A 20,514-nucleotide genomic window follows, 5' to 3' on the forward strand; every position below is an offset into this window, starting at 1 on the left:
CGGGGCATCGATCGGACGACACCGGCGTCATTCGTCGTAGGGGGGAGGGCACCGTGCACGGACCGGCGCTGTCCGGCTGGCTGCTCATGGTCTTGTGCGGCTTCACGGGGGCGTACTGCCTCCTGCGGACCCGCGAGGGGCCTGAGCGGGAACGCCGCGCGGCACGCGCGGAGGCGGTGATGGGCTTCGGGATGGCCGCGATGGCGGTGCCCGCCGCCCTGCTCAGGCCACCGGAGTGGACCTGGGCCGTGTACGCGCTCGTGTTCGCCGGCGCCTCACTGCGCGCGCTGGTCCAGGCCTCCCGTGGCGGCGGCCATCACTGGCACCATCTGATCGGCTCGCTCGCCATGGTCTACATGGCGGTGGCGATGGCGCCCGGGGCGGCGCACCCCGGAGCCCATCTGTCCCACGGAGCGGAGGCCGGCGGCGTTCCCGCCCTGACCGGTGTGCTGCTGGCCTACTACGCCGTCTACGTCCTGCGCTCGGCCGGACGTCTCATACCCGCGCCCGCCCCCGTCGGCGTGGCGGCCGGCGGTGGGGCTCCGGGCGGACCGGGGCGCACGGCCTGGGGCTCACGACCGGAGTTGGCCCTCGCGTGCCGGCTCACCATGGGGATGGCCATGTTCGCCATGCTTCTCACCCTGTGAGACGAGCGGCCCGGTACTCCGTGGCGTACGTCACTTGGCGTGCGTGGCCATATCGGTGAACTGCGCGCCGCTCATAGGCTGACGCCATGTTGGTCTCCCTCGCGCTGCTGCTGCTCGGCGCCATGGCCGCTGTCGTGGCCCCGGGCCTGATGGCGCGGGCCCGATGGCCGGAGCGCGAGCCGGTGGTGGCCCTCTGGGTCTGGCAGTGCGTGGTGGCGGGGGTCCTGCTGTCGTTCGGGCTCTCCATGACCTTCAGCGCGGCCGCCGCCTGGCAGGCGGTACGCGGTCACGTCTTCGCGCCCGCGCCGCACGCCGTGGTGGAGGCCTATGCCCTCGGCGCGTACGGGCCCTGGTCGGCGGTCATCGCCGTACTGCTGGCGCTCGGCGGCGTGTGGACCGCGGCCATGCTCGTGCGGGAGATCCACCGGGCCCGGACCCGCCGCAGGCAGCGGCGGCGCGAACTGCTCGTCCGCTCCCCGCTGCTGCCCGGCGAGGAGCCGGGCAGCGGTCGCCTCGTGGTGCTGGAGGGCGAACGCCCGGACGCCTGGTGGCTACCGGGGGCGGCGCCCCAACTGGTCATCACCACCGCGGCGCTGGGGCGGCTGAAGGGACGCCAGCTCGATGCGGTGCTCGCACACGAGCAGGGGCACGCGCAGGCCCGCCACGACTGGCTCCTGCACTGCTCGGGCGCCCTCGCGACCGGGTTCCCGCAGATTCCGGTGTTCGCCGCGTTCCGGGACGAGATGCACCGCCTCGTCGAACTGGCCGCCGACGACGTGGCGTCACGGCGCTTCGGACGCCTCACGATCGCTCTCGCACTCGTCGAACTCAACGAGGACCGCGGCGTATTCGGCCCGTGCCCCACTCCCGGCGCCGACATGCCGCTCAGGGTGAACCGCCTCCTCGCCCCGGTGGAACGGCTCACCGCCGGCCGGCGGCTGCGGCTGACGGCCGCCGCCGCGCTGGTGCCCGTCGTTCCGCTGCTGGTGGCGTTCGTTCCGGGACTCAGCGCACTGGGTTAGCGTCCCGTGCGGGTCGTCCGCGAGGATCACCGCATGTACTCCCCCTCCCGAGCACCGAGTGGCCGAACCCCCTTCCTGGCCCTGGGCCTCGTCTGCGCCGCCCTGTCCGTCGTCCTGCTGGTGCTGGTGGCCGTGCGCTGGTCGCCCCTGATGTCGCTCGACGGCAGGCTGGCCGACGCGCTGCACCGCAGCGCAGTGACCGAACCAGGGCTGGTCCACGTCAACCGGGTGCTGACGGACTGGGTCTGGGACCCGTGGACGATGCGCGCCCTGACCGCCGTGACCGTCGTCGTCCTGTGGTGGCGCGGCGCGCGTCTGCTCGCCGGGTGGGTCGCCGCGACGAGTCTGTTCGCCACGCTCCTCCAGCAGGGGCTGAAGGCGGCCGTGGGCCGGGAGCGGCCCCGGTGGCCCGACCCGGTGGACTCGGCGCACTACGCGGCCTTCCCTTCGGGGCACGCCATGACGGCCGCGGTGACCTGTGGGCTCCTGATGTGGCTCCTGCGCCTGCACGGCGCACAGGCGCCCGTGTGGTGGGCCTCGCTGGCGCTCGCGGTGGTCTCCGTGGCCGGAGTCTCCCTGACACGCCTCTACCTGGGTGTGCACTGGCTGACCGACGTGGTCGGCGGGGTGCTGCTCGGAGGCGCCGTGGTCGCGCTCTCCGTCGCCGGATACACCGCGTACACGGCGAGGCGGGCGGCCGGCGGTGCGGACGCGCCCTTGTAGGACCCCGACCGCAGCGACGATGATCGGGCGCATGCCGATCAGAGGGGTACTTTTCGACTTCTCCGGGACGCTCTTCCGGATCGAGTCCGTCGCTGCGTGGCTGCGGGCGGCCCTGGACGCCCGGGGCACCACGGTTGCACCACAGGACTTCGAGCGTCACGTGCGTCTCCTGACGGCTTCCGGGGCACTGCCCGGGGGCCCGGCCCCGCTGGAGGTGCCCCCGGACCTGGCCGCCGTGTGGGCCGCTCGCGACCGCAGTGCCCGCCTGCACAGGGAGGCGTACACAGGTGCCGCCCGGCGGGTCGCGCTGCCGGACCCAGGGCTCTACGACGCGCTGTACGAACGGCACATGGACCCGGCCGCCTGGCAGCCGTACCCCGATGCGGCGGAGGTACTGCGGGGGCTGCGCCACCACGGCGTCGCGATCGGGGTCGTCAGCAACATCGGGTGGGACCTGCGTCCCGTCTTCCGCGCACACGGCCTGGACGAGCTGGTCGACGCCTACGTCCTGTCCTGCGAGCACGGCGTGCAGAAGCCCGATCCCCGGCTGTTCCGCACGGCGTGCGGGCTGCTGGGCCACGATCCCACGGGGGTGGTGATGGTCGGTGACGACCGCCACGCGGACGCGGGGGCGAGCGCCGTGGGCTGTGAGGTGCGTTTCGTGGACCACCTTCCGGTGGCGGAAAGGCCCGACGGCCTCCGGGCGCTCCGCCTGGTGGAACGCGCGGGAGAGGCGCCTGCGGGACCCGGTGCGTGAAGGATTCCTGGAGACGGTGTGAGGGATGTCCCTGTCCCGGAAGGCGACCCGGACCCCGGTGGGGGTTTAGTTTGGTGCACATGTCCCCGTATCCGAACACGTCCGTCACCGTGCGCCCCGCCTCCGTGGTCAACGAAGAGATTCGCGACCTGTGGCAGCGCTCGGGCGGTCTGCTGTCCCCGGACCAGGAGACGCTGTACCAGCGCCTCCTGGTGGAGTGGGCCGCCGCCTCGGGCACGAGTGTCCGGCCGGCTGCCTGAGCCTGTCGCGCGGCACGCGGCGGTACCCCTGATTCCGGCGATCCCCCGCATCGCCGGAATCAGGGGTACAGCATGTCCCCGTGCCGCCCACAAATCAATCGGATAGACGTGCCCCGCCGGGCGGAAGCCGCCCGGCGGGGCACTGTCGTCGACGCGCTCGGCGAGCGGTGGGTCAGCGGTCGAAGTAGTCCGGCTGCGTCTGGACGTTGAGCTCCTTCAGCCGCACCTTCTTCGCGGGGTCGGTCCGCCGGTCGTCGAGCTTCAGGACGTCGAAGCCCTTGGCGATGTCGTTGGAGTAGATGTAGCCGTTGTAGTAGTACGCCGACCACGGGCCGGCCGTGGTGACGGCCGTCGTGGAGACGGGACCGCGCTCGAAGAACGCGATCTCCTTCGGCTTCGAGGAGTCGGTGAAGTCCCACACGGAGACTCCGCCCTGGTACCAGGCCTGGACCATCAGGTCACGGCCCTTGACCGGGATGATCGAGCCGTTGTGCGCCACGCACACCTCGGTGTCCGCCTGCGGACGGTCGATCTTGAAGTAGCTGCGGAAGACGAGCTTGCGGTTGTCGCCCTTGCCCGTGATGTCGTAGACGCCGTCGGCACCGCGGTTCGGGCCGATCCGGTCGTTGCAGGTCGCCGCTCCGCCGCCGCCGAGCTCGTCGGTGAACACGACCTTGTCCGCACCCTGGTTGAAGGTCGCGGAGTGCCAGAACGCGAAGTTCACGTTGTCCTGGACCCGGTCGATGATCTTCGGGTTCTCGGGGTCCTTGATGGAGAAGAGCAGACCGTCACCCATGCACGCCCCGGCCGCCAGGTCCTTGGACGGCAGGACGGTGATGTCGTGGCATCCGGTGGTCTTGGAGACGCCCGGGTTGGTCGGCGCACCCGGGTTGCCGCCGTCCGGGAAGAGGACCGGGAAGTTCACGATCCGGGAGTCCTCGGGGGCGCTGCGCGGCACCTTGATGACGGAGATGCCGTCGTGCGGCGGCTGGCAGTCCGGGAACGTCTCGTTCGGCGAGTACGACGACACGTAGACGTAGACGTTCTTGCGGTCCGGGATGATCGTGTGGGTGTGGGACCCACAGGCGGTCTCGACGGCCGCGACGTACTTCGGGTTGCGCTTGTCGCTGATGTCGAAGACCTTCATGCCCTCCCACGAGGACTTCTCCGTCGCCGGCTGGGTGGTGCTGGCACAGGAGTTGTCGCTTCGTGAGGAGTCGGTCGACAGGAAGAGCAGGTTCCCGGAGACCGAAATGTCGTTCTGCGAGCCGGGGCACAGGACCTGTGCGACGGTCTTCGGCTTCTTCGGGTCGCGGATGTCGAAGATCCGGAAGCCGTCGTAGTTTCCGGCGTAGGCGTAGTTGCCCTGGAAGGCCAGGTCCGTGTTGAGCCCCTGGAGCGCGTCCTTGGGGACGTTCGTGAGGTGCTCGATGTTGGCGCTGTGGACGATCTCGTCCACGCCGGGTATCTCGCCGCTCTCGATGGCGGCACGTGCTTCGGCCTGCTCGCTCACGGAAACACCGCTGCGGGTGGTGGCGGTGTCGCCCGGGTCCGGCGTCGCGGCTGCGGGTCCGGCCGAGAACAGCGTGGCGATGAGCCCGGCCGCGGCTGCCGCCACACCCAGACGTCTGCGCCGCACGCTGGTGGTGTGCAACGAGGTCACTGCGTCCTCCCTTGTATCCGTTCGTCGACGAACGGTTCTTGGACCCCGGCAGTATCGTCCCTCTCATGTACACACCAACAGATGGCAACAGAGACGTAATAAAAGTTTTTGATCACCGGCCGGTGGAAGGTGTTAGGACGGTCTCCGACACACTCATGTGGCCATGGAGGTAGCTGTGTTGATCCACCGTCGGACCGCACACGTGCGCACGGCCGCTCTGGCGGCCACCCTCACGGCCGCCGTCCTCGTCCTGGGCGGCTGTGACGCGGGCAGCGACGACGGGGCGAAGGCGGGGGCGGACAAGGGACCTTCGGTCGTGGCTCCCGGGAAGCCCGGCGAACCCGCACGGACGCTGTCGGCCGAGGAGGCGGCGAAGGCCGTGGGCGACGACACGCCCAACTCCGCCGACTTCCGGTACACCCGCATGATGATCGAGCACCACCGGCAGGCGCTCGTGCTCACCTCGCTCGTCCCCGGCCGCGCGGCCTCCTCGTCCGTCGTACGGCTGGCGGAACGCATCTCGGCGAGCCAGGAACCCGAGATCGGCGCCATGGAGGGCTGGCTGAAGAACAACGGCGGGGACGAACGCGAGGAGACGCACGACCACGCGGCGATGCCCGGCATGGCGACCGAGGCGCAGATCGCCGGGCTGCGCGCCGCGCGCGGCAAGGCCTTCGACAGGCTCTTCCTCGAGCTGATGATCACCCACCACCAGGGGGCGGTGACCATGGCGACCGAGGCTCTGGCGGACGGCAACAACGTCCTGGTGGAGGAGATGGCCAACGACGTCGTCGCCCAGCAGACCGTCGAGATCGACCGGATGCGCGGGCTGCTGACCTGAGCGGCTCACCCGCTCGGCGGGTCCGTGTTCCTCCCCGCTGCCGCACGGCGGTGCCATGCTGGAGGCATCCGCGGGAAGAGGTGCGCCGTGCTCCGTGTCGCCGTCGTCGGTTCGGGTCCCAGCGGGGTCTACACCGCCCAGGCCCTGCTGGAGCAGTCGCGGGTGCCGGACGTGCGGGTGCACGTGCTGGACCGGCTGCCCACCCCGTACGGACTGGTGCGCTACGGCGTGGCGCCCGACCACGGGAAGATCAAGTCGCTGCAGAGCAGCCTCCGGGCGGTGCTGGAGGACGAACGGATCACCTTCGTCGGACACGTCGAGGTGGGGGGTGAGGGAGGGCTGTCACCGGCCCGCCTGAAGGAGCTGTACCACGCGGTGGTCTACTGCGTCGGAGCGGCGGCCGACCGTCCGCTCGCCGTTCCGGGCGAAGGGCTGCCGGGCAGCTTCTCCGCCACCGAGTTCGTCTCCTGGTACAGCGCCCATCCCGACGCGGCCACCTCCGGTTTCGCACTCCGCGCGCGCTCGGCGGTGGTGGTGGGCGTCGGCAACGTGGCGGTGGACGTGGCCCGGATCCTGGCCCGTGGCGCGGCGGAACTGCGGGGCACCGACGTGCCGCGCGCCGCACTGGACGCCCTCGGGGCGAGCCGCGTGCGCGAGGTGCAGATGGTGGGCCGGCGCGGCCCTTCGCAGGCCCGGTTCACCACCAAGGAGCTACGCGAGCTCGGCGCCCTGCCCGGAGCGCGGATCACCGTGGACGGTGCGGAGCTCGCGCTCGACCCCGCCTGCGCCACCGACCCGGCCGCTCCGGAGGTGCCACCGCTGCCCGCCGTGGTCCGGCGCAACCTCGACGTGCTGCGCGGCTGGGCGGCCCGGCCCTCCGCCCCCGCGGACGACACGGTGCGCCGCATCCGGCTGCGGTTCTATCTGCGGCCGGTCGAACTGCTGGAGCGGGACGGGCGGGTGGCGGGGGTGCGGTTCGCCCGGACGGCCCCGGACGGGGCCGGGGGCGTGCGGGACACCGGCGCCCACGAGGACATCGAGGCGCAGCTGGTGCTGCGGGCCGTGGGCTACCGGGGGACGCCTCTGCCCGGTCTGCCCTTCGACCCGGTCACCGGGACGGTGCCGCACGAGGGCGGCCGGGTGTTCAGGGACGGTGCCGCGTCCCCCGGGGAGTACGTCGCCGGGTGGATCAAGCGGGGTCCTACCGGGGTGATCGGCTCGAACCGGTCGTGTGCCAAGGAGACGGCCGCTGCCCTGCTGGCGGACGCGCCCCTGCTCGTCGGCAGGGAGGTCTCCCCCGATCCCCTGGGCGCCCTGCGGGCCGAGGGGCTGCGGCCGGTGGAGTGGGACGGCTGGCTGTCGATCGAGCGCGCGGAGTCGGCGCTGGGCCGTTCGCTCGGCCGGGGCCAGGTGAAGATCCCGGACTGGCCGGGGCTGCTCGACGCGGCCCGTGGACAGGGGTCGCGGCCGGGCGGCGCGTAGCGGGACCGGGCGGCGGTTGGCCGGTCGCCTCAGACCTCGCCGGCCCGCGCGCTCTGGCGCTCGGCCGCGCCGAGGACGCTGTCCAGCAGCCCGGGGAAGAGCGCGTCCAGATCCTCGGTCCGCACACAGCTCAGCTTCGCCGTCCCGCGGTAGAACTGCGTGATGACGCCACTCTCGCGCAGGACCCTGAAGTGGTGCGTGGTGGTGGACTTGGAGACCGGAAGGTCGAAACGGGAGCAGGCCAGCTCATCGGTCGCACCTGCGAGCTGGCGCACGATCCGGAGCCTGACCGGGTCCGAGAGGGCGTGGAGCACTCCCTCGACCCTGATCTCCTCGCGCGCCGGATGGGCGAGCACGCGAGCGGCGTTCGACGTCACGGTGGCTCCACTTCCTGCAGGGGTCCCTATTGTACGAGAGACGTCGTAGTTTTATCCACGAGCCGCCACGACGAGCCGGGCCCGGGGGCTGCCGTCCTGCCTCCGGCCGAGTTCCTCCAGGGGCAGCAGCCGTACCTCGAAGCCCGTCCGTACGAGGTCGTCCACGACCCCGGCGAGCGGGAAGGTGCGGTAGTACATGACGAAGGGCGGTCGCCACAGGGCGTTCCGCACCCGCATGGCCACGTCGAAGCCGAGCAGCGACCAGTACGGCCGGGAGCCCACCGCCGGTGGCGCGCCCACCGGGAAGACGAACAGGCCGCCCGGCCGTAGCGAGGCGAACACCTGATCGAACAGGAGCGGGCGTTCCTCCGGCAGGAAGTGCCCGAAGGCCCCGAAGCTCAGGGCGAGGTCGAAGACGGGTGCGAAGGGGAGCGCCCGGGCGTCGGCCCGTACCCAGTCCACCGGGGGCGCTCCCGCGGCCCCGGCATGAGCGGACCGGGCGACACCGAGCATGCCCGCACTGAAGTCGACGCCCGTGACCCGCTCCTGGCACAGCTCACGCAGGACGCCCACACCCGCGCCGGTGCCGCAGCAGACGTCCAGGCCCCGGCGGAAGGGACCGAGCGGCCGGACGGCGCTGGTGACGGCGTCCAGCACCCGGTCCGGCGTCCGGTAGGGCGTCAGGTCGAACTTCGGGGCGAGGAGGTCGTATCCGCGCATGGTCGAGGACAGCGCTTGTACGGCCAGTTCGCGCAGCGTGGGGCCCTGAGGAGTCGGCATCGCCGCTCAGCGTACCGACCGGTGCGGCGTCACACGGCGTAGCCGTAGGGTTCGGGCAGCTCGATGTCGCCGTCGAGCGCGCGTGAGGCGTTGCGCGCGAAGTAGGGGTCGCGCAGGAGCTCGCGGCCGAGCAGGACGGCGTCCGCGCTGCCGTCGGTGAGGATCTTCTCGGCCTGCACGGGATCGGTGATCAGCCCGACGGCGGCCACCGGGAGATCCGTCTCCCTGCGCACACGCTCGGCGAAGGGCACCTGGTAGTCCGGACCCACGGGGATGAGCGCCCTCGGGGCGAGTCCTCCGCTCGAGACGTCGAGCAGGTCCACGCCGTGGGCGAGCAGGTCGTGTGCGAAACGGACGGTGTCGTCGGCGGTCCAGCCTTCGCGCGGGTCCTCCGGGTTCTCGGTCAGCCAGTCCGTGGCGGAGATGCGGAAGAACACCGGGAGCTCCTCGGGCCACACGGCGCGCACGGCGTCCACGACCTCCAGGGCGAAGCGGGTGCGGTTCTCGAAGGAACCGCCGTACCGGTCGGTGCGGCGGTTGCTCTCCGGGGAGAGGAACTGGCCGATCAGATAGCCGTGCGCCCCGTGGACCTCGGCGACCTTGAAGCCGGCGTCGAGCGCCCTGCGCGCGGCGTCGGCGAACTGCCGCACGATGCCCTGGATGTCGTCGACGGACAGCTCGGTGGGCACCGTGTAGTGCTCGTCGTAGGCGAGAGCACTCGGCGCGACGGGCTGCCAGCCCTCCGGGGCGTCGACGGCGACGGGCCCTCCGCCTTGCCAGGGGCGGCCGGTCGACGCCTTGCGCCCCGCGTGGGCGAGCTGGATCCCGGGCACGGCCCCGTGTGCGGTGAGGAAGCCGGTGATGCGCCGGAACGCCTCCACCTGCCGGTCGTTCCAGATGCCGAGGTCGGCGGCGCTGATCCGCCCCTCCGGACTGACGCCGGTCGCCTCGACGAGCACGAGCCCGGTGCCGCCGACCGCGCGGGAGGCGTAGTGGGCGAAGTGCCAGTCGTTGGGCGCACCCGTGTCGGGACCGGCCGCGTCCGCGCTGTACTGGCACATGGGGGCCATCCAGATGCGGTTGGGGAAGGTCAGGGACCGCAGGGTGCAGGGCTCGAACAGTGCGCTCACAGAGGGCTCCGGTTTCTCGGAATGCGTCGGGCGGCGCTGCGGCCCGGTTGCCCCGGGCCGCAGCATCGTACGAGATTTACCGTACTACGAGAATCACCGTACTACGGCGAACGTCGAATTATGAACCCGCGTCTCTTCGAGGGCGCCCTGCTCACCTCCCCGGGGCCCGCCGGCTCCGGAGTCTGATGTCGGCATCGGCCCCGTACAGCTGGCTCCAACTGCGCCCGCCTCCCGAGGTCCACGTGACCTGCACGTCGGCCCCGTCGGTCCTGACCGCCTCCACGGTCATGAGCCGGTCCCCTTCCCGGACGTCGCCCCGCCGCAGCTCCCGCGCCTTGACGGTGACGGGCTCCGCGGACCGCCTCGCCTCCGCCTCGGCCGCCGCCTCGACGAGCGCCGCGGCCAGTTCCCTGGCCGCGGCCGGCGAGCAGGACCAGGAGGCGCCGGCCGACGGGCTCTCGATCAGGAGGGAGACCTGGAGGGGCCCCTCCGCCGGTCCCGGGGCCACCTCCAGCCTCGCACCGTGCCCCTCGGTGTCCCGGATCTCGATGCTCATCCCTGCCGCCTCCTCGTCCCGCTCCGGTCAGCTCAGCCGGAGACTCTCCGGCGGGCCCAGATAGCTGGGCTTGAGACCGCCGGTGTCCACCACGAGGTTCTGGAGTACCACGGTCGGGTCGACCATCCAGAATCTGAGCACGTGGGCGCCCGCCCGCTCGATACGGTGCACGGTGCTGGTGCGGTTGACGTTGTCCGAGGTCGTGCGCGCCCACTGGACGTTCATGGTGCCGTCGTCGGACCCCGTGACCTCGGTGATGTTCACGGAGCGCGGCGCCTCGTCGTCGAAGGAGACCGCGTACGTCAGCCCGTCGGTGGCCAGGGCGTTGTTGCGGGGCGACAGATAGGCCCACACCGTGACCGGCCCGGTGGTGAACAGGCTGACCCGGTACTCCAGCCTGGGCGCACCGCCGCCCGGGGTCTGCCGCGGGGCGGTGACGGGGAAGGGCTCCATGCCCGATCCGGTACGGCCGATGTCCGGGATGCGCCGCCAGGAGACGCCGTCGCGGCCGACCGCCCGGTGGAAGTGGTCGGCCTCGATGGAGACGTACCCGTTGGCCTCGACGAACCCCCTGAGCTGGGAGCGGTCCAGGCGCGGCCGGTCGGCCACAGCCGTGACCACGACCTCGCTGCCACCGGGACCGTGGACGGTCACGGGAACGCGCGTGATCCCCTTCGGTGCGCGCGACCAGTCGACCCGGAAGGTGACGCGGGTCTGGGCTTCCACCCGGCCGTGGGTGCGGTCGGCGATCAGCCAGGAGGCACCCGTGCGGATGCGGAAGTCGAACGGCTCGGTGCCCCGGTTGAAGACCTCGACGTACTGCGCGGGCTGGCTCTGGTACGGGCTGAACACCGGGAGCACCGCTTCGGTACCGTCCTCACCGGCCGCCGGCCACCAGGCGGCGGAGCCGTCGACGGCGACGCCCATCTCGGCGGCCCGCGGGAGCTCGATGCGGCGCACGGCGGGGAAGATCTCGTCGGCGATCGCGACGTTGTTCAACTCCGGCTGCTGCCACGGGGCGTTGGGACCGTAGCGGTCCACGTCCCCGTAGCCGATGTGGGGCTGGGTCTGGAACCCCTTCCACTTGCCGTCGGCCACCTCGGTGCCGAACCGCCGCGCCAAGGCGAAGTCCTCGGCGAGCCCCGCCTCGGCGGTGGCCGCGAGCTGGTTGGTCAGGGCACGGCCCTGGGGGGCGTAGTGCAGGTTCGTGAACTCGGCCTCCCGCAGGGAGTACAGGTTGGCGGTCGCCCGGACCGCGTAACCGACGAGTTCGTACCAGGCGTCCTGGGCGGAGGCCGGCAGCCTCCGGCGGACGCGTTCCGCGGCCGTGTCGAGGCGCCTCCAGTCCCCGGTGACCCGCTCCAGCTCGCGGTAGTCGACGATGCTGAAGGGCGTGGCCCGGTCGTCGTAGACGATGGCCGAGGGGTCCGTCGCGGGGTCCTTCGCCGGATCGACGGTGATCTTCCTGTTGAGCAGTTCGGGCTTGCGGCGGGACTGCAACCGGGCGTACGTCCGAAGGATCTCCGCGATCTCCTCGGCCTGCCGTTCGCCGAAGTTCTGCGCCGCGTACCGCTCCTCCCACTCCGGGAGCGCCTCCAGGGGCCACCGCTCGGGGTCCCAGGCGTACTCCAGGAAGAACTGGGTGGGCAGTTCGTTGCCCTTGAGGTCGCCCACGTTGGTGACCCAGAGGCCGTGGTTGCCGTAGGCCGCGCTCTGATGGAGCTGGTCCCAGAGGTTGGGGAGCGAGGCGGTGTCGACCCACTTGTAGTTGCGCCCCACCCCGACGTAGTCGAAGTGGTAGTAGAGGCCGTATCCGCCGCTTCTGGGGTCGTTCTCCAGGTCCGGCAGTTTGCGGACGTTGGCCCAGTTGTCGTCGGTGAGGACGACGGTGATGTCGTCCGGAACGCGCAGTCCACGGTCCCAGTAGTGCTGGACCTCCTTGTAGAGGGTCCACACCTGCGGGACGGCGTCCGCCGAGCCGAGTTCCTCGGCGAGGATCGTGCGCTGGGTGGCGATGATCTCGGTCATCAGCTCGATGCCGTCGCCGTCCGGCAGGCTGACGTCACCGTTGCCCCGCATGCCGAGGGTGACGACGCCCTCGAAGTCCTCGTCCGCCATGCGGCGGATCCCTTCACGCCAATAGGCCTTGATGGCTTCGGCGTTGCGGCGGAAGGACCACTCGCCGGTGCCGCCGTAGGGGTCGTGGCCCGGCTGGGTGATGTTTCCCGCGCTGTCGCGTACGGCGGCGACGGCATGCCTGTTCCACTCCTCGATGCCGCGCATCATGGGCGCCTCGTGCGAGGTTCCCATGACCACGCCGTAGGCCTTCGCGGTGGCGTGGTTCTGCGGGTCGTCCTCGGCGAAGGCGCGGCCCCAGACGGCCGGCCACAGGTAGTTGGCCTTCAGCCGCAGCATGACTTCGAAGACCTTGGCGTAGAAGCCGGCGTTGAAGCCGCCCTCGAAGCCGGGCGCCTTGCCCGGGCCGAAGAAGGCGGGGGCCCAGGTGCCGAGCGCGGGGTTCTCGTCGTTGATGAAGAACCCGCGGTACTTCACGGCAGGAGTGCCCTGGCTGTACCGGCCCGGCAGGACGTACAGCGCGTCGCGGTGGACCGGGACCACGTCGTCCCACCAGTACCAGGGCGAGACACCGATGCCCCGGGAGACGTCGTAGGCGCCGAAGATCGTGCCGCGCTGGTCGCTTCCCGCGATGACGAACGCACGGTCCACGCCGGGCAGCGGATGCTCGACCACGGTCTGCAGGCTGGTCTCCCACGCGCCCGCGATCCCCGGGACCTTCAGCCTTCCCGAGGCGATCAGCCCGTCGATCAGCGGGCTGCGGCCGATGGTTCCCACGAGGACGATCTCGCGACCCCGGGGCGGGGCCTCCTTCGAGAGCGTGGGACGGACGCCGGTGACCCGCTCAATGTCGTCCCGGAGATCGCCTGCCACCCGGACCACGCCGTCGTGATCCGCGTCGCTGACCACGATCGGGGCCGCCCTGCCGGACCTGACCAGGGGGAAGGCGCCGGAGCGGGGCGTGAACGATATGTACGCGCCGGGGTCGGTGGGCCGGACCGACGGGGAACCACCGGGTCCGGCCGACGCCGCGGCCGCCTCCCCGGCCGGCCCCAGCAGGGAGCCGAGCGGCGTCGCGGCCAGGGCGGTGAACCCGAGACCGGCCCCGAGGACCGCTCTGCGGCTGGTGCGCTTGTCCATGTTGCTCTCCATTTGTTCACACACATGACACATTGGGCGGGCGGGTGCCCCGGTGCTGTCCGGTACGGCCGTACGGCGCCGGTCGGTGACGCGGGGCATGGCGGGGCGCGGTGCGGGGTCCCGCCGGCGTTCCGTCCGGGACGGGCGGGAACGCGGCGCTGCTCGCGCCGGTGGTGTCGTCGGGGTCCGGGCCGATCAGTGAACCGGGCGGCCCGGCGGATCTACCGGCGGGACGTCTTCTTCTCGTGGGAGCGGCCGGTCCGGCGCGGTTGACCGGTGCCGTCCCGGTTGCGCAGGCCGCGGACGATGTACTGCTCGTGGAGCCGGGCGAGGGCGTCACGGTCCAGTTCCACGCCGAGCCCGGGGCCCCCGGGGACGCGGACCGCGCCGTCGGCGAAGGAGAGCACGCCGGGAACGACGACCTCTTCGGTCTTCCACGGCCAGTGGGTGTCGCAGGCGTACGGGAGATCGGGTGTGGCGGCGGCGAGATGGGTCATCGCGGCCAGGCTGACGCCCAGGTGCGAGTGGGAGTGCATCGAGAGGCCCATGCCGAAGGTGTCACAGATGCCGGCCAGCAGCCGGGAGCGGTGCAGACCGCCCCAGTGGTGGTGGTCCGCCAGCACCACCGCGACCGACCGCCGCTCGACCGAGGGCGCCAGGTGCCCGAAAGCGACGCCGCACAGGTCGGTGGCCAGCGGGACGCCCGTCTCACGCGCGACGTGCGCCATGCCGTCGAGCCCGGGCGTCGGGTCCTCCAGGTACTCGAGGACCCCTTCCAGGCGCCGGGCCACCTCGATGGACGTGTCCACGCTCCAGGCGGCGTCGGTGTCCAGCCTCAGCGGGACGCCGGGGAAGGCGTCACGCAGGGCCAGTACCGTCTGGATCTCCTCCTCTGGATGCCGTACCCCGCCCTTGAGCTTGATCGCCGAGAAGCCGTGGTCCTGGATCATGCGGTGGGCCTGGGCGACGATTGCGTCCGGGTCGAGCGCCTCGCCCCAGCCGTCGGGCTCCGCTCCGGGATGACCGGCCCACTTGGGGAAGAGGCAGGCGCCGAACGGCACGCGATCCCGTACGGCGCCTCCGAGCAGATCGCTGACGGGCCGTCCGGCCGCCTTCCCCTGGATGTCGAGACAGGCCACCTCGAACGGGGAGAAGACCCGGTCGACGGCGCTGCCGGCGGCGATCGTCCCGGTGAGCCCGGAGCCGTCGGGACCGTTGTCGTGCGCCAGCGCCTCGGCCACCTTGCGGTACATGGCTCCCAGGGCGTACACGTCCGCGCAGCTGATCGCGTCGGCGGCGGCCCGCAGCCGGCGCAGGTGCCGCTCGTCCGCGTAGGTCTCACCGAGGCCGACCAGGCCGTCGGCCGTGTCCACCTCGACGATCGCCCGCAGGACGAAGGGGTCGTGCACGCCGGCCGCGTGCAGCAGCGCCGGTTCCCGGAAGGCCACCGGAGTGATGCGCACTCCGGTGATCCGGAGGTCCGTCGTCATTCCGTCGCCTCTTCCCTGCCTGGGGGGTGGGATGGTTCAGTGCCTGCCCGCGGCGAGCGTCAGGGTCTGGCGCAGGGTGCCGTAGGCGGGCTTGGGGGCGTAGTTCTCGTCGAAGATGTTGGCCGCGCCCTCGCCGGGGAACGTATCCGGCACCCAGGAGTAGGTGTCGGTGAAGCCCCAGACGGTGAAGTCGTTGCAGCCAGGCGTGAGGAGGCAGCCGCGCAGCAGGACGCCGTAACCCTCGGCCTGGGCCTCGAGCTTGGTGCTGTCGGCCGGCATGGGCATCCGGACGTCGGCCTCGGTGATGGCGGTCTCCAGGCCGAGCCGGTCGAAGCGCAGCATGTTGTCGGCGATGTCGTGCGGCGCGCTGTACTGGACGCCCAGGTGGCCCTGGATGCCGACGCCGTGGATCGGTACGCGCTGCTTGCGCAGTTGGGTGACCAGGGCGTGGAGCGCCGTGCTCTTCGCGTTGACGCCCTCGATGTTGTAGTCGTTGATGAACAGCCGGGCCTTGGGGTCCGCCTCGTGGGCCCAGCGGAAGGCGTCCGCGATGTAGCCGGGGCCGAGTTCGCGCAGCCAGATGCTGTCCCTCAGCGTCCCGTCGTCGTTGAAGGCCTCGTTGACGACGTCCCACTGCCAGATGTCGCCCTTGAAGTGGGTGACCTGGTCGGTGATGTGCTCGTGCAGGATCTCCCGGAGCTCGTCGGCGGTGAAGTCGCCGTCGTTCAGCCAGGAGGGCAGCTGGTTGTGCCAGACCAGGGTGTGGCCACGGACCAGCTGCCCGTGCTTCTTCGCGAAGTCGACGAGACCGTCGGCGGCGGCCCAGTCGTAGGTACCGCGCGTCGGCTCGACCGCTTCCCACTTCATGACGTTCTCCGCGGTGACGGAGGAGAACTCCCCCGCGACCTTGTCCCGGTAGGGCGCGTCCTCGGCCAGTGCGGTGGTGTCGACGGCCGTGCCGATGCGCAGGCCGGCCTTCCTGCCGAGGCTCCCGAGCGTCTGCGGGGCCGCGCTGTGGCCCGGCCCCGCACGCCTGCCGGTGTCGTCGGTGGCGGCAGCGGCACTGGAGAGGGTGAACGCCGAGGCGAGGAGTACGGCGGCGGCCGAGCCGACCGCGAGCGCTCTGGTTGTCCTGTGCATGACATACGCCTTTCGGTGAGGACGCACGGCCGACGGCCGAGTACGCCGGGGATGACCTTTCGAAAGTTTCGACATCGCTCCGCACACCCGCGAAGGAGCGTGCGGAGCGGACGTCCCGGTGGGCTCGCGCCCACCGCTGTCAGTTCTCGGGGACCAGCGCGCCGAGGGAGGTGGCGCAGACCATGTGGCGCCGGTGGTCGACGGTGCGCTCGGGTCCCGTGAGACGCAGTCGTACGGTGTGCTGCACGTCGGCCGGGTCGCTGGACGTGGCGAACCGCAGCTCCAGGTCACCGGGTTCGACGATCCTGCGGCCTCCGACACCGGAGAAGGAGACCAGGTCCGGGTGGAAGCGGAAACTGACCCTCCGGGACTCCCCCGCGGCGAGGGGCACCCGGGCGTAACCGATGAGCCTGGTCTCGGGGCGGGTGGTCTGGGCGACCGGGTCGTGGACGTACAGCTGCACCACTTCGGCGCCCTCGCGGTCGCCGGTGTTGCGGACCGTGATCTCGAGGTCGGTCTCGCCGTCGGTGGGCAGCTCGGCCGGCACCTCGGCGCCCGGCTCCCACGCGAACGTGGTGTACGAGAGCCCGTGGCCGAAGGCGTGGAGCGGGGTCGGGTCCAGATTGCTGACCCCGTTGTTCTGTCCCAGCGGAGGCTGCAGATACGTCCACGGCTGGCCGCCGGGGCCGTTGGGCACGCCCAGGGGCAGGCGGCCGGACGGGTTGACCCGCCCGGAGAGCACACCGGCGAGCGCCGGGCCCCCCTCCTCGCCGGGGAAGAACGCCTGCACACAGCCGGCCAGCCGGTCGGCCTGCGCGCCGAGCGCGTAGGTGCGCCCTGTCAGGAGCACCAGGACCACGGGAGTGCCGGTGGCGAGCAGAGCGTCCAGCAGCTCACCCTGGAGACCGGGCAGCGACAGGTCCGGCGCGTCACAGCCCTCGCCCGAGGTGCCCCGCCCGAAGAGTCCGGCGCGGTCCCCGAGCACGGCCACGCAGACGTCGGCACCCGCCGCGAGGGCGGCGGCCTCCTGGATCCTGGAGGCGTCCGTCCCGTCCACCTCGCATCCTTCCGCGTAGCTGACGCCCGCCTCGGGGAACTCGTCGCGGAGTGCTTCCAGGAGCGTCGGCACCTCGATGCCCATGGGCACCTCGGGGTGCTGGACCCCGACGTGACTCGGGAAGGAGTAGCAGCCGAGCATGGCCAGGGGGTCGTCGGCGCGCGGTCCGACGACCGCGATCCGCCCCGTTCCGGTGAGCGGCAGCGCTCCGTCGGCATTGGACAGCAGGACGCAGGAGCGCTCGGCGAGCAGCCGGGCCAGGGCCCTGTTGCGCGGCGGGTCGAGGTCCACCGTGCCGCGCGCCTGCTCCGGGTCCACCCCGCTGAGCACCGCGGGCAGGAGAGGCTGGTCCGGATCGAGCAGCCCGAGCTCGCACTTCTGGAGGAGGACCCTGCGCAGGGCGCGGTCCACCAGCTCCTCGGCCACGAGACCGTCGCGTACGGCGGCGACCAGTTCGTCGCCGTAGCTGCGCACGGTGGGCAGTTCCACGTCGACGCCGGCGGTGAGGGCCAGTCGCGCGGCGTCCCCCCGGTCCGCGGCCACTCTGTGCAGAGTCTCGAGGAACCCGATCCCGAAGTAGTCCGCCACGACGGTGCCGCTGAACCCCCAGGTGTCCCTGAGGAGTCCGGTGAGCAGGGCCGGGTCGGCGGCTGCCGGGACCCCGTCGATCTCGGCGTACGAGTGCATCACCGAGCGGGCGCCGCCCTCACGCACCGCCATCTCGAACGGCGGCAGGATCACATCGGCCATCTCCCGCCCGCCGGCCCGGACCGGGGCGAGGTTACGGGCGCCGGCCGACGCGGAGTAGCCCGCGAAGTGCTTGAGCGTGGCGACGATCCCGGAGGACTCCAGCCCCCGGACGTAGGCCGTACCGATGGTCGCGACCAGGTAGGGGTCCTCGCCGATGGTCTCCTCGACGCGACCCCAGCGCAGGTCCCGCACCACGTCCAGGACCGGGGCGAGGCCCTGGTGGACACCGACCGACCGCATGTCGCTGCCGATGCGGTGGGCCATCTCGGCGACCAGCTCCGGGTCCCAGGCGGCGCCCCAGGCCAGCGGTACCGGGTAGGCCGTCGCCCCCCAGGCGGTGAAGCCGGCGAGGCACTCCTCGTGGGCGAGCGCGGGGATCCCGAATCTGCTCGCCGCGGCGATCCGGGCCTGGGCGGTGGCCAGTGAGACGGCACCGACACCCGGGTCGACCGGGGCGGTGCCGAACGGCCGGGTGAGCTGGCCGAGTCCGCGCGTGGTGATGTCCGCGAAGTCGACCGGGTCGACCATGTCGTTCTGGTGCGGCGCGACTCCGTCGCCCTCCGCGTCGGCGCCCACCCAGATTCCGTACAGCTGGGCGGCCTTCTCCTCCAGGGTCATCCGGGCCACCAGGTCGGCCACCCGCTCCTCGGGACTGAGTGAAGGGTCGCGCCACGGGCCGTCTACGGCGGGGGGCGGATCGGCCTGACGGGCCTGCGGGACGGGGTGGATTGCCATGGCGGCAGAGGTTCCTCTCATGAGTGCGGGGGTCCGGGGCGGCGTCGGTGTGCTACTTGCCGCCCACGCCCATCAGTCCGTTGATGAGCGCCCGCCGGGCCACGAGGTACACGGCGAAGATGGGAATGACGGAGAGGACGATCGCTGCCAGTACCGCGGGGATGTTCACTCCGAACTGGCTCATGAAGTTGAACAGCCCCAGCGTCAGGACGCGCTGCTCCTCCGACTGGGTCAGGATCAGCGGGAAGAGGAAGCCGTTCCACGCCTGCAGGGCGGAGAAGATCGCCACCGTGCTGATCCCCGCCTTGGAGAGCGGCACCGCCAGTTGCCAGAGCATGCGGAAGGGCGAGGCTCCGTCGAGGGCCATGGCCTCGTACATCTCCTCGGAGACGTCACGCATCGTGCCGCTGAGCACGAGGACGGCGACGGGCATCGCGAAGGCGGCGGTGGGCAGGATGATCGCCCACAGGGTGTCGTACAGCCCCATCTTGCCGATCATCAGGTACAGGGGCACGATCACCGCCTGCGCCGGGATCGCGACACCGAGCAGGAAGGTCCGGAAGGCGAGCGAGGAGAGACGGCTGCGGGTGCGTACCGCCACGTAGGCCACCGGGACGGAGAGCACCAGCACGATGACGACGGTCACCACCGCGACGATCGCCGTGTTGCCGATGAGCGAGAGGAACCCGCTGTCCAGGACGGTGCGGTAGTTCTCGAACGTGGGATCCGTGGGGATCGCCAGCGGGTCGCCGTTCAGCGCCTCGTCCTGCCGCATCAGCGATGCGGAGACCAGGGTGTAGAGCGGCACCAGGACGATCAGCAGCCAGACGAGCGAGCCGATGCCGGCCACCGGGTTGCCCAGGGACCTGCGCCGGCGGGCGGCTCCTCCTCGGCGCGGCGCAGTGGGGGTCGCGCGGTGCTGCGGCGCAGCGGGGCGGGTGTCGATCGACATCTCGTCACATACCTTCCCGGGTGGACCGCATGGACCCGAATCCACTGAGACGGACCATGATCAGCGAGATACTGGTGGCCACGACGACGAGCGCGGTGGCGATGGCAGCCGCATAGCCGAGGTCGTACGTCTGGAAGCCGGTCCGGTACATCAGATAGGGCAGGATCGTGGTGTCCGTGCCGGGACCGCCCTTGGTCATGATGAGCACGGTGTCGAAGTAGGTCAGCGAGCCGACGATCATCAGGACCGACGAGGTCGTCATCGTGTGCCGCAGCTGCGGCAGCGTGATGTGGAAGAACTGCCGCACCATGCCCGCGCCGTCGATGGAGGCCGCCTGGTAGAGGACCTCCGGGATCTGCCGGGCGCCGCCCTGGTAGATCAGCGTGTGGAAGGGCATGAACTGCCAGCCGCCGACGAACGCCACCACGAGCAGGGCGCCGGTGGACGAACCCATGACGTTGGGATCGATGCCGAGCCAGGGCCCGATCGTCTGGATCACCCCGAAGTTGGGGTCCAGCAGCGCGTGGAAGAGCATGGCGATCGCGGTGGTGGAGAGCAGCAGCGGGATGAAGAAGACCGCGGACAGGAACGCGCGGCTGCGCTGGCGGCCGGCTGCCCACACACCGAGCAGGAGGGCCACCGGGGTCTGGAAGACCCAGCTGATCGTGGTGAGGAGGAGGCTGAGCCAGGCGGCCTGGCCGAATTCGGAGTCCTTGAACAACCGGGTCCAGTTGTCCAGGCCGGTCAGGGTCGGGGAGTCGAGCCCGTCCCATTCACAGAAGGAGAGGTAGACGGCGATCGCCAGCGGGACGATCGCGAAGACGGCGAAGAAGAGGATGCCGGGGACGGCCCAGGCGACCGGCGGGCGGCCGACGTTGCCGACGGCCGCCTTCCTGTCTCCGTGCCTCTTCGCGACCGGAGTGGGGTGCGACATCG

Annotated in this window: 18 protein-coding genes; 7 read left to right on the forward strand and 11 right to left on the reverse strand. The window is 71.5% G+C overall.

What is annotated here, in order from left to right; translation table 11 throughout:
- Positions 1-53: 53 nt before the first annotated feature.
- From ACFY8O_RS27505 to ACFY8O_RS27525, 5 genes are all read left to right on the forward strand, one after another.
- Positions 54-647, forward strand: a complete 594-nt coding sequence (locus tag ACFY8O_RS27505) for a DUF5134 domain-containing protein (protein WP_387906891.1) — start codon at positions 54-56, stop codon at positions 645-647.
- Between the two features lie 86 nt (positions 648-733).
- On the forward strand, positions 734-1,669 hold the full coding sequence (locus ACFY8O_RS27510; RefSeq protein ID WP_145810180.1) for a M56 family metallopeptidase: 936 nt from the start codon (positions 734-736) through the stop codon (positions 1,667-1,669).
- A 33-nt stretch (positions 1,670-1,702) separates the two neighbouring features.
- Positions 1,703-2,392 carry a phosphatase PAP2 family protein gene (locus tag ACFY8O_RS27515; RefSeq protein WP_387906894.1) on the forward strand — a complete coding sequence of 230 codons (690 nt, stop codon included), beginning with the start codon at positions 1,703-1,705 and terminating at the stop codon, positions 2,390-2,392.
- A gap of 31 nt (positions 2,393-2,423) precedes the next feature.
- Positions 2,424-3,149 (forward strand): HAD family hydrolase, encoded by a 726-nt coding sequence (locus tag ACFY8O_RS27520; RefSeq protein WP_387906897.1) that lies wholly within the window; start codon positions 2,424-2,426, stop codon positions 3,147-3,149.
- 80 nt (positions 3,150-3,229) lie between these two features.
- Positions 3,230-3,409 (forward strand): hypothetical protein, encoded by a 180-nt coding sequence (locus tag ACFY8O_RS27525; protein WP_145810185.1) that lies wholly within the window; start codon positions 3,230-3,232, stop codon positions 3,407-3,409.
- A 172-nt stretch (positions 3,410-3,581) separates the two neighbouring features.
- Here ACFY8O_RS27525 and ACFY8O_RS27530 read toward each other — a convergent pair whose 3' ends face one another.
- Positions 3,582-5,072, reverse strand: a complete 1,491-nt coding sequence (locus ACFY8O_RS27530; protein ID WP_387906900.1) for an LVIVD repeat-containing protein — start codon at positions 5,070-5,072, stop codon at positions 3,582-3,584.
- A gap of 163 nt (positions 5,073-5,235) precedes the next feature.
- On the opposite strand from ACFY8O_RS27530, the gene ACFY8O_RS27535 reads away from it, so the two are divergent.
- On the forward strand, positions 5,236-5,913 hold the full coding sequence (locus ACFY8O_RS27535) for a DUF305 domain-containing protein (protein ID WP_387906903.1): 678 nt from the start codon (positions 5,236-5,238) through the stop codon (positions 5,911-5,913).
- An 87-nt stretch (positions 5,914-6,000) separates the two neighbouring features.
- Positions 6,001-7,395, forward strand: a complete 1,395-nt coding sequence (locus ACFY8O_RS27540; RefSeq protein WP_387906905.1) for an FAD-dependent oxidoreductase — start codon at positions 6,001-6,003, stop codon at positions 7,393-7,395.
- Positions 7,396-7,424: 29 nt separating this feature from the next.
- Here the strand turns inward: ACFY8O_RS27540 and ACFY8O_RS27545 are convergent, their stop codons facing one another.
- The 10 genes from ACFY8O_RS27545 to ACFY8O_RS27590 form a co-directional block, all read right to left on the reverse strand.
- The gene (locus ACFY8O_RS27545; protein WP_387906908.1) at positions 7,425-7,772 is read right to left on the reverse strand and encodes an ArsR/SmtB family transcription factor; all 348 of its coding nucleotides are present in this window, start codon (positions 7,770-7,772) and stop codon (positions 7,425-7,427) included.
- A gap of 51 nt (positions 7,773-7,823) precedes the next feature.
- Positions 7,824-8,552, reverse strand: a complete 729-nt coding sequence (locus ACFY8O_RS27550; protein ID WP_387906911.1) for a class I SAM-dependent methyltransferase — start codon at positions 8,550-8,552, stop codon at positions 7,824-7,826.
- A gap of 29 nt (positions 8,553-8,581) precedes the next feature.
- Positions 8,582-9,682, reverse strand: coding sequence for an NADH:flavin oxidoreductase/NADH oxidase (locus ACFY8O_RS27555; RefSeq protein WP_387906913.1), 1,101 nt, complete (start codon positions 9,680-9,682; stop codon positions 8,582-8,584).
- A 151-nt stretch (positions 9,683-9,833) separates the two neighbouring features.
- Positions 9,834-10,238, reverse strand: a complete 405-nt coding sequence (locus ACFY8O_RS27560; protein WP_387906916.1) for a hypothetical protein — start codon at positions 10,236-10,238, stop codon at positions 9,834-9,836.
- Positions 10,239-10,265: 27 nt separating this feature from the next.
- Complete coding sequence (locus tag ACFY8O_RS27565; RefSeq protein WP_387906918.1) at positions 10,266-13,454, reverse strand: glycosyl hydrolase 115 family protein; 3,189 nt, start codon at positions 13,452-13,454, stop codon at positions 10,266-10,268.
- 221 nt (positions 13,455-13,675) lie between these two features.
- Positions 13,676-14,944, reverse strand: a complete 1,269-nt coding sequence (locus ACFY8O_RS27570) for an enolase C-terminal domain-like protein (protein ID WP_387906920.1) — start codon at positions 14,942-14,944, stop codon at positions 13,676-13,678.
- Positions 14,945-14,980: 36 nt separating this feature from the next.
- On the reverse strand, positions 14,981-16,084 hold the full coding sequence (locus ACFY8O_RS27575) for an endo-1,4-beta-xylanase (RefSeq protein WP_387906922.1): 1,104 nt from the start codon (positions 16,082-16,084) through the stop codon (positions 14,981-14,983).
- Between the two features lie 139 nt (positions 16,085-16,223).
- Entirely contained in the window at positions 16,224-18,626 is a 2,403-nt protein-coding gene (locus ACFY8O_RS27580) for a beta-xylosidase/alpha-l-arabinosidase (RefSeq protein ID WP_387906924.1), read from the reverse strand.
- A 52-nt stretch (positions 18,627-18,678) separates the two neighbouring features.
- Positions 18,679-19,578 carry a carbohydrate ABC transporter permease gene (locus tag ACFY8O_RS27585; protein ID WP_145810202.1) on the reverse strand — a complete coding sequence of 300 codons (900 nt, stop codon included), beginning with the start codon at positions 19,576-19,578 and terminating at the stop codon, positions 18,679-18,681.
- Positions 19,579-19,582: 4 nt separating this feature from the next.
- The gene (locus ACFY8O_RS27590; protein WP_145810204.1) at positions 19,583-20,512 is read right to left on the reverse strand and encodes a carbohydrate ABC transporter permease; all 930 of its coding nucleotides are present in this window, start codon (positions 20,510-20,512) and stop codon (positions 19,583-19,585) included.
- Between the last annotated feature and the right edge of the window lie 2 nt (positions 20,513-20,514).

The sequence above is a fragment of the Streptomyces argenteolus genome (assembly GCF_042902585.1).
GTDB classification, from domain to species: domain Bacteria; phylum Actinomycetota; class Actinomycetes; order Streptomycetales; family Streptomycetaceae; genus Streptomyces; species Streptomyces argenteolus.